The organism is Marinitoga sp. 1197 (assembly GCF_001021165.1).
Classification (GTDB): domain Bacteria; phylum Thermotogota; class Thermotogae; order Petrotogales; family Petrotogaceae; genus Marinitoga.
Map to the genome: position 1 here is coordinate 42,419 of NZ_AZAY01000014.1, position 9,309 is coordinate 51,727.

Below are 9,309 nucleotides of genomic sequence, written 5' to 3' on the forward strand. Positions count from 1 at the left end.
CGGATATTATAACAAAATTTATTTTGTTTGTCAATAATAAAAATTTACCAAAGTTGTAAATATAAAATTTGCAAATGCTGATCTCGTTCAGACGCTCATTTGCTTATATGATAAAATTATAATAAAAAACTTTGGAGTCATTATTAGGTACAAAATATTTCTCAAAATAATATCTCGTTCAAGCGGTGAAATTTCTAATCTTCAAAATTTTTCATTCTCGCCGGTCGCTCAGACTCGCATCCATGCTCGGCTTTGCTCAAAATCACATCCATGTGATTTTGAGCGAAACCATTGCATGGATGCAATGGTTGAGCGACAGCGGTAAGCAAATATTTAATGAGGATTAAGAATTTTCACCGCCTGGCCGAAGATTGTGATTCGTTATTATTATTTCCTCATATTTCTATAAATTTTTATTATTTACAATAAAAGATAATAATAGTAAAAAAGTATATGATTTAATATGATATAATATATCAGAAAACTTTTTTGGGAGTGATTTTATGATTTTTGATACAATTGCTGCAATTTCAAGCCCTATTGGAACAGGAGCTATAGCTGTTATAAGATTAACAGGAGAAAACACTATTAACGTTATAAAATCTCTTTTTAATATACATGCTCCTGAACCAAAAAAAATGTATTATGGCTGGATTAAAGAAAAAGATTATGTAATAGATGAAGTTACATGGGTTTATCATAAAGGGCCAAAAAGTTATACTGGAGAAGATATGCTTGAGATATTCTGCCATGGCGGTATATTAGTAACAAAAAAAATTTTAGAAAAAATAATGACGTTAAATGTAAGAGAAGCTTTACCAGGAGAATTTTCTAAAAGAGCTGTTATGAATAGAAAAATGAATTTGTTAAAAGCAGAAGCTATTAATGAATTGATTCATGCCAATTCGGATTTTGCATTGAAAGCTGCAACGAATCAAATGGATGGTAAATTGTCAAAAAGAATAGAGATAATAAAAAAAGAATTATTTAATATTGCTGCCAGAATTGAGGTTGAAATGGATTATCCAGATGATTTTGAAGTTGATAATTTTCAATTTTTAGAATCATTAAATACAATAAAAGCAAAGTTAGAGGAATTATATGAAAACGCTGATAACGGAATATCTGCAATAGAGGGAATTAAAATGGCTATCGTTGGAAAACCCAATGCTGGTAAATCCACATTATTAAATGCTTTATTAAGAAAAGATAGAGCAATTGTAACTGATATTCCCGGAACAACAAGAGATACTATTGAAGAGAATTTAAATATTAGAGGAATTTTTATAAAAGCTATTGATACTGCAGGAATTAGAAAAACCGAAGATGTTGTAGAGAAAATAGGTGTGATACGTTCATTAAAGGCTATTGAAGAGTCAAAACTTATATTATTTGTATTGGATAATTCTGTTGGCATAGATGAATACGATAAAGAAATATATAATAAAATAAAGAAATTAAATAAAGAAGTTGTTATCGTTATTAATAAATCAGATATTGTTAATGAGGATAATTTTGAAATTTCGTGGAAAGAACATGAAGTTGTTAGAATTTCAGCATCCAATGGTGAAATAAAAAATCTCGAGGATTTAATATATAAAAAATTAAAGGATACTGTAATTACAGATGAATTAACGCTTACAAACAGAAGACAAAAAAACGCTGTAAAAAAAGCCATTGATTCTATAATTAAAGCTATAGAGGGAATTGAATTAGGATTAACAAATGATGCAATAATGTTTGATGTTAGAAAAACAATAGAAGCTTTAAATGAATTAACAGGGGATGATTATACAGAAACATTATTGGACAATATTTTTGGTAATTTTTGTGTTGGAAAGTAGGTGATGATATGAACTATTTGATTTTATCTATTATTTTAGGACTAATTCCTTTTATACAACTCTTTGTTAAAGGTTGGCTCTTTTTTGGAGTTTCTTTAATAGCTTTTATTATTTATTATCAGATTTTAAAGCTAAAAGGGAAAGAGGTATTTTCATTTTTAGCGGGAACTATAATTGGCAGCGAAGCCATAGCCTTACTTTTTGGATTTACAAATTATTTTATATTATTTTATTTGTTAGTTGTTTCTGGAATTTTTCTTGTTGCCGCAAATGAAGAAAGAAAATTTGATATATTGAAAAATTATATTAGAAATAATAATTTTAAACCTGAAAACTGGAGATATTATCATTTGTTTTTTGGCCGGGGTGAAATTTCCTCAATTGAAGAAATCGGAAAATTGTTTTCTTCAACTTTTGCTATAGGTAATAATTATATTGCTTATTCTTTTAAAATGCCAAACGGCGACTATTTTAATCAGATAATATATAAAAATGAAATCGAGTCTTATAATTTGTATGATATAAAAGGAAATCAGGAATTTTATTATCCAAAAATTAGAGATTTATTTTTACCAAATAAACGAATAAGAACTTTACATAAACCATTTTTAGAAAGTTTTTGTTTAACCATAGCATTAAAAAACGGAGAAGTGATTTCATTTTATGAAGAACCCGATGTTTTACAAAAAATAATAGATGATTTAGATAATTTATAATTTGTAAAAATCTTGAAATATTTTTTTACTTGACAGATAGCGATTTTTGTGGTATTATAATTCACGGACATCTGATGAAGATGATGTGTCGGAGCGTAGCGCAGATGGTAGCGCGCCGGTCTTGGGAACCGGAGGTCGCTGGTTCGATCCCAGTCGCTCCGACCAGAAGGTGGCGTATTTTTCATGTGCGGCTGTAGTTCAATTGGTAGAACACTGGCCTTCCAAGCCAGGGGTTGCGAGTTCGAGTCTCGTCGGCCGCTCCAGCGCCCATAGCTCAATAGGATAGAGCATTGGATTTCTAATCCAAGGGTTGGGGGTTCGAGTCCCTCTGGGCGCGCCACCTTTTTTTATTTAGAGATGGTGGCATTAGTTCAGTGGTAGAACGCCTGACTGTGGATCAGGATGTCGTGGGTTCAAATCCCACATGCCACCCCAAAAAGGGAGCTTACGCTCCCTTTTTATTTTTTTAGTATGTTCTTATTCGGTGTTTTAATTTATTTCCAGCTATTTAAATATGCGATTTGTTCCGGAGTTAATTCGTCAATTTCAATACCCATAGTCTTTAATTTTATTTTTGCGATTTTTATGTCAACTTCATACGGCACCGGTTTTACATCAACCGCTATATTCCCTTTATTTTCTTTTAGATATTTAGCTCCTTCAAGTTGTAATGAAAAGGACAAATCCATTATTTCTACAGGATGTCCATCTCCATTTACTAAATTTACAAGTCTCCCCATTCCAAGCAAATATAACTTATTGCCATTTGGCATTGTATATTGAGTTACACCATTTCTAACCTCTGTTTTTTCAACTTTAATCCTTTCTAAATCTGCAACTTTAACTTCTATATCAAAATGTCCTGCGTTAGCTAAAACCACACCATCTTTCATATTTAAAAAGTGTTTTTCAACAATAACATCCGTATCACCTGTAACGGTTATAAAGAAATCCCCAATTTTAGCAGCTTCATCCATAGGCATAACTTCAAAGCCATCCATAACTGCCTCTATTGCTTTTATAGGATCAACTTCTGTAATAATGACCTTTGCACCCAATCCTTTTGCTCGCATGGCAACACCCTTACCACACCATCCATAACCCGCAATTACAACATTTTTACCAGCAACTGTTAGATTTGTAGATCTTATAATTCCATCCCATGTTGATTGCCCAGTTCCATATCGATTATCAAATAAATATTTCATATACGAATCATTTACATCTATTACAGGAACTTTTAATTCCCCATCCTTTAATAATGCTTTATATCTTTTAATGCCTGTTGTAGTTTCTTCGTTTATTCCCCAAATATTTTCTAATAATTCCGGATATTTTTTTACAATTCTAACTCCTAAATCAGCACCATCATCGATAACAATATTGGGCTTAATGGAAAGCACTTTGTCTATGTTTTTCCAGTATAGTTCTTCATCGGTAGAGCGCTTAGCATAAACATTAACGCCATATGTTTTTAGCGCCTCAGCTACATCATCCTGCGTAGACAACGGATTGCTACTTGTTATTGCTACATTTGCTCCTAATTCGTGTAATACAACAGCAGTATATGCGGTTTTTGCTTCAAGATGAATACTCATTGAAATATTAATTCCTTTAAACGGTTGTTCTTCCATATACATATCTTTTAAAGTGTTTAACACTTTCATATGCTGTTTGACCCATTCAATCTTTTTTCTTCCTGATTCTATTAATTCCATTTTTATCCCTCCTCATTATTACTAATTTTAGTATATCACTTTTAACATAAAAACAAAAGACAAATATGAATATCTGCAATAACAATAAGAGCGCCGTGTGGCGCTCTTGTTAAATAAGTGGATTATCTATAATATATTCTTCAACTAATTCTTTATAATCATCTAACCAATATGCATTTGGATTTCTTTTGTAGATCATAAATTTACCTGCATTTTCAGGATTATGAGCTCTCTGATATCTAAAGATTATATGTTCTTTTGTTAATCCAGCCACTTCAATTTTTCCTGTTTCATGAGACATAGCAAATCTTGCTCTTTTTGCAAGTCCTGAAACATTAGCAATTGCTTTTAAAAATATTTGATAGCCTTCTTCTATAGTTAAAGCAAAAGGTTTATTTCCTGCAACAGGTCTTCCCTGAAATACATAATATGGTGGGACACCTATAAATGATAATTTTTTAAACAATTCCATTAGAGTTTTCCAATCTGCATTTACACCTTTTATCATTGGTGTTTGATTGGCCAAAATAGCTCCAGCTTTGAGTAACATATTTACAGCTTTTATTGCAACATTTGTAATTTCATTAGGGTGATTGAATTGTGTCATTATATATATTTTCTTTTCATCGGTAGAATATTTTTTTATCATGTCAATTAATTTATTATCTTCAATTATTCTATATGGATTAAATGCTACCATTTTTGATCCTATTCTTATAATTTGAACGTGTTCAATTTCGCGTATTTGCTTTATGATATTTTCTAATTTTTCTGTAGATAATAATAACGGATCTCCTCCTGTTAATAATACATTTGTTATCTCTTTGTGTTGCTTTATATATTCGAGATCTTCACTTACATCTCTGACAACTTCTTCACCAACGTTTATAAATAACCTTTTTCTAAAACAAAATCTACAATATCCTCCACATACATCATTTACAAGCAACAAAGCTGTATCCTTGTATTTGTGTTGCAATCCTTTACTTATGGTATATGACTTTTCATTTGACGCATCTAACTTCCCCCATTCGTCTAACTCTCCAATTTGTGGGATTATGAGATTTCTAATTGGATCATTTGGATCATCCCAGTTTATAAGTCCTAAATAATAATCATTTGCTCTGAATTTATATTTTTTTGTAACTTTTTTTAGTTCTTCTTTTTCTGCTTTGGTTAATTGATTTACTTTATCAATATTTACAATATACTTCACACCCAATCTCAATACCCCCTTTTAAAGTATTATAATCAAAACATTATCATAACCGAAATATTAGCATTTGAAAAGAAAGAATAATTTAGAACATTTATATAAATTATACTAATTAAATTATAACATAATTGTATCAATATTCAAAAATAACCTGAGGTTTTCCTTTTTTAGGATGTTTTGTTATTATACAATCTATATTGAAAATCTCCTTCATTATTTTCTCAGTTATAACACTTTCTGGAGAACCAAAATATTTAATTTCCCCATCTTTAAAGATATATATTCTATCAGAATATAATGATGCTAGATTAACATCATGAAATATTGACAATATACTTTTTTCATATTTAATCGATTCGTTTTTCACCATTCGTATTAATTGTTGAGTATAACCTGGATCTATTTGAGATACAAATTCATCCAGTAATAATATATCAGTATTTTGAACCAACGCTCGTGTTAACATAACCCTTTGTTTTTCACCACCACTAAGATAATTATAAATTCTATCTTTAAATTTTAAAGTATTTGTTTTTATCATGACTTTTTCTACGATTTTTTCATCACTGCTTGAAAATAATGTTTCATAAGGAATTCTTCCCGATGAAATTATATTTTCTACTGTAAATTCAAATGATGTGAAAAATTCCTGTGGAACCACGGCTATCTTTTTATACAATTCTCTTTTAGTATAATCTTCTATTTTTTTTCCAGCTATTATAATTTTTCCTTTATTTTTCTTTTCTAATAATGTTAATAATTTTAATACAGTAGTTTTGCCTGAACCATTTGGTCCAATTATTGAAACGAATTCTCCTTTTTTTATATACATATGATCTATTTTTAACCTAAAATAATTATTATATGAAAACTCAAGATTTTCAATTTCTAATATTTTCATATTTTTTTTCCTCTTTTCATAATAATAATAAAAATAGGGGCTCCTACTATAGATGTCGTAACTCCTATGGGCAATTCTGTAGGTCTGAATAAATATCGTGAAAATAGGTCTGCAAACCCCAGGAATATTCCTCCATATATTAAAGCTCCTATTGTAGAGTAATGTATATTTGGACCTGTAATTTTTCTTACAAGATGTGGTATTATAAGACCTACAAATCCAATTATTCCAGCTTTTGATACAACTATAGATACTGCCAGAACATTAATACCAAGTACTATTAATTTTATTTTTTCAGGATTTATTCCGGAAAAAACTGAAATGTCATCTCCCATCGCTACAACTTCAATATGTTTTTTAAAAATAAAATTCACCAAAATTTGAAGTACAAGAAATATACTTAATATAATTAAATCTGACCAGACAATATTACCTGTACTACCCATTAACCAAAAATTGACATGTAATAAATTTTGCCAGAATAAAACAGTAAACAGAGTAGAAAGAGAATTAAACACAAATCCAACGATAACTCCACTTAATATTAAAGATATAACAGGAAATTTTTTACCTTCTCTTGCTAATGAAAAAGTTATTATTGTTGCAGTTAATGCAGAAATAAATGAAAAAAATTCTATCCCAAAAGGCAAATCAATCCCATATACACTTTTAAGTGCAGTGTATATAATAGCGCCAAAACTTGCTCCAGAGGATATACCAATAATAAAAGGATCTGCAAGAGGATTTTTTATTATCATTTGAAAATCATTTCCCGCAATTGCTAAGATTGCACCAATAATAATCGTTCCCAATATTCTTGGTAATCTTAAATTGAAAATTATTTTATTATACAAAGAATTTGAAGATGCATTAAAAAAGGATAAAACAACATCTTTAAATGAAATCTTAACTGTTCCTAATGATGTAAATAATACTATAGAAAATAGTATAAAAATTAGCCCAAATATCAGGGAAAAAAACGGGGAAACTTTCCCCGTTTTTAATATTTTCATCTGTTTTCACTGAAGAGTTTGTTGAGCTCTCCTAACAAATCTATTAATCCAGTATTTGGCAAAGAAGCTTTATTTCCGTCTATTATAAATACCTTAGAATTTTTCACGGCATTAACATCTTTAAATTGTTCTGCATTCATTATTAGATTATAAGCGCCTTTATCCCCAGGATAATAAGAAGGAACCAAAATTATATCCGGATTTTCCTTTACTACAAATTCAGGCCCTATTGCAAACCAACCATTGTTTCCTGTATATGGAGCAGTTACATTTATTCCACCAGCATATGTAATTAATTCATTTAAATACGAACCGGTACCACATGTCCACATTTGTGATACACTACCGTATGCGGATAAATATATTACCTTTGGCTTATTTTTCCACGAAAATGAATTTTTTGCAATGTTTAACATTCTAACTCTTAACTTTCGCGAATAGTCCTGAGCAGTTTTGCCTTTTCCAAGTATTGCACCTACAAGGGATAAATCTCTAAACATTTCATTTAATGTGGTGGGATTTATTACAAAAGATTTAATTCCAAATTTTTCTAATTTTGATACTTCGCCTTCCTGAAAACCACCGGTTAATAATACAACATCTGGATTTAGAGAAATTATTTTTTCAACATTTAAAGGAAACATATTACCTATTTTTTCTACATCTGTTATATAAGAATCAAAATCTGTAACACCTACAACTTTATCTTTTGCACCTAATTTGATTATAAAATCAGAAATAGCAGGAGCTGCAACAATAATTCTTTCAACTTCTTTATCAAATTTCACTACTCTTCCTAAATCATCCACAAGAGTTACTGGTTGAAAAGCAAATATAAACGATGTTAAAAACGCCAATATTAAAACAACTGCTAAACTTTTTTTCATACATATCCCTCCTATAAAAAATCTATTTTCCATCTTCTTTTCGCGAGAAGATGGAACAAATCCCTTTAAAATAGGTCTCCCGGCTTGTGGTTCTCTCTACTCTCAGCGCCTTCCCAGAGAAATGTTTCCAGTGGCATAAGTGCTGATTTCGTCCCCACTCACGGTGGCGCGCCCGCAACGGATTTTCACCGTTTTCCCTTACATTTTAAAGGAATTTTATTTAATTGTCAGTGATATTATAACATGAAAAATAAGCAATGTAAATATTAAAATATTCTTTTTCTAAAACATAAAAAATCCCCGGGAAATCCCGGGGATTTGAATAAATTTTTAATTTGTTACAAGATTACCAAAATTAATCCAATTATAATCCGCAATTTTTGTAAAATCATAACTGCTATCACTAAGCACTACTACTCCATTATCTCCATCTGATACTATTGAATAATTAGTACCTCCAACAGATTTAAATAGAACTGAAAATCCTGCTCCTTGTGTATTATATTCGCTTTCTACATAATTACCATCACTATCGCTATCTCCACTAGAACTATCTAAAGCATCTCCATTTGCTAGTTCCGTTGGATCTCCAACAGCCATAATTAAAACACCTCTATTACCTGCTGCTAATTCATAATATCCTGTTGCTCTTTGTTCAATTCCCATTATTATAGCATCATCAAATCTCACAGAACCTTGTAATGACCATGTAATTTCTATTGGTGGTCCCGCAGAATAATTATACTCAACAACTGCTAAACCTTGTGTCCCATCTGCCACATATACTCTATCATTTGCTGCATCTACATATAAATCAAACGCTGTACCTGAAGTGTTGTATCTATCTTGAGCATGATCAGCATCTGGTAATACTGGAGAATTTGGTGTTGAAATATCAAACAATACTATACCCGCGTCTCCATCTGCGATTAACAAACCTGCATTTCCTGAACCAGCATAATCATCATCATAACCGATAGCCATCATAACCCCAACATTACTTGTTCCATTTCC

General features: G+C 30.6%; 7 protein-coding genes, 4 tRNA genes, 1 pseudogene and 1 riboswitch. Of the genes and pseudogenes, 6 read left to right on the forward strand and 6 right to left on the reverse strand.

Annotation, left to right across the window (positions count from 1 at the left end):
- Positions 1–503 precede the first annotated feature (503 nt).
- The 6 genes from mnmE to X275_RS04305 all read left to right on the forward strand — a co-directional run bounded on the left by mnmE (position 504) and on the right by X275_RS04305 (position 2,995).
- Positions 504–1,844, forward strand: a complete 1,341-nt coding sequence (gene mnmE / locus X275_RS04280; protein WP_047267696.1) for a tRNA uridine-5-carboxymethylaminomethyl(34) synthesis GTPase MnmE — start codon at positions 504–506, stop codon at positions 1,842–1,844.
- Positions 1,845–1,852: 8 nt separating this feature from the next.
- A complete protein-coding gene (locus X275_RS04285) occupies positions 1,853–2,560 on the forward strand; it encodes a hypothetical protein (RefSeq protein WP_047267697.1) in 708 nt (235 codons plus the stop codon).
- Positions 2,561–2,649: 89 nt separating this feature from the next.
- Positions 2,650–2,725 (forward strand) — tRNA-Pro (locus tag X275_RS04290).
- Between the two features lie 22 nt (positions 2,726–2,747).
- A tRNA-Gly gene (locus X275_RS04295) sits at positions 2,748–2,823 on the forward strand.
- Positions 2,824–2,900: transfer RNA gene (locus X275_RS04300), tRNA-Arg, on the forward strand.
- 20 nt (positions 2,901–2,920) lie between these two features.
- Positions 2,921–2,995: transfer RNA gene (locus X275_RS04305), tRNA-His, on the forward strand.
- A gap of 59 nt (positions 2,996–3,054) precedes the next feature.
- Here the strand turns inward: X275_RS04305 and X275_RS04310 are convergent.
- From X275_RS04310 to X275_RS04335, 6 genes and pseudogenes are all read right to left on the reverse strand, one after another.
- Entirely contained in the window at positions 3,055–4,278 is a 1,224-nt protein-coding gene (locus X275_RS04310) for an adenosylhomocysteinase (RefSeq protein WP_084825105.1), read from the reverse strand.
- 109 nt (positions 4,279–4,387) lie between these two features.
- A complete protein-coding gene (locus X275_RS04315) occupies positions 4,388–5,500 on the reverse strand; it encodes a KamA family radical SAM protein (RefSeq protein ID WP_047267698.1) in 1,113 nt (370 codons plus the stop codon).
- 127 nt (positions 5,501–5,627) lie between these two features.
- Entirely contained in the window at positions 5,628–6,395 is a 768-nt protein-coding gene (locus X275_RS04320) for an ABC transporter ATP-binding protein (RefSeq protein ID WP_047267699.1), read from the reverse strand.
- Complete coding sequence (locus X275_RS04325) at positions 6,392–7,408, reverse strand: FecCD family ABC transporter permease (protein ID WP_047267700.1); 1,017 nt, start codon at positions 7,406–7,408, stop codon at positions 6,392–6,394. The genes X275_RS04320 and X275_RS04325 overlap by 4 nt, the downstream gene beginning before the upstream one ends.
- Positions 7,405–8,295 (reverse strand): ABC transporter substrate-binding protein, encoded by an 891-nt coding sequence (locus X275_RS04330; RefSeq protein WP_047267701.1) that lies wholly within the window; start codon positions 8,293–8,295, stop codon positions 7,405–7,407. The genes X275_RS04325 and X275_RS04330 overlap by 4 nt, the downstream gene beginning before the upstream one ends.
- Before the next feature lie 52 nt (positions 8,296–8,347).
- Positions 8,348–8,518: riboswitch (cobalamin riboswitch) on the reverse strand.
- 107 nt (positions 8,519–8,625) lie between these two features.
- A pseudogene (locus X275_RS04335) lies at positions 8,626–9,309 on the reverse strand (hypothetical protein); the annotation flags it as partial.

What these genes read in the sequence shown, in the direction of transcription:
- mnmE (WP_047267696.1), top strand. Translation starts at nt 504, where the DNA reads ATGATTTTTGATACAATTGCTGCAATTTCAAGCCCTATTGGAACAGGA.
- X275_RS04285 (WP_047267697.1), top strand. Translation starts at nt 1,853, where the DNA reads ATGAACTATTTGATTTTATCTATTATTTTAGGACTAATTCCTTTTATA.
- X275_RS04310 (WP_084825105.1), bottom strand. Translation starts at nt 4,278, where the DNA reads ATGGAATTAATAGAATCAGGAAGAAAAAAGATTGAATGGGTCAAACAG.
- X275_RS04320 (WP_047267699.1), bottom strand. Translation starts at nt 6,395, where the DNA reads ATGAAAATATTAGAAATTGAAAATCTTGAGTTTTCATATAATAATTAT.
- X275_RS04325 (WP_047267700.1), bottom strand. Translation starts at nt 7,408, where the DNA reads ATGAAAATATTAAAAACGGGGAAAGTTTCCCCGTTTTTTTCCCTGATA.
- X275_RS04330 (WP_047267701.1), bottom strand. Translation starts at nt 8,295, where the DNA reads ATGAAAAAAAGTTTAGCAGTTGTTTTAATATTGGCGTTTTTAACATCG.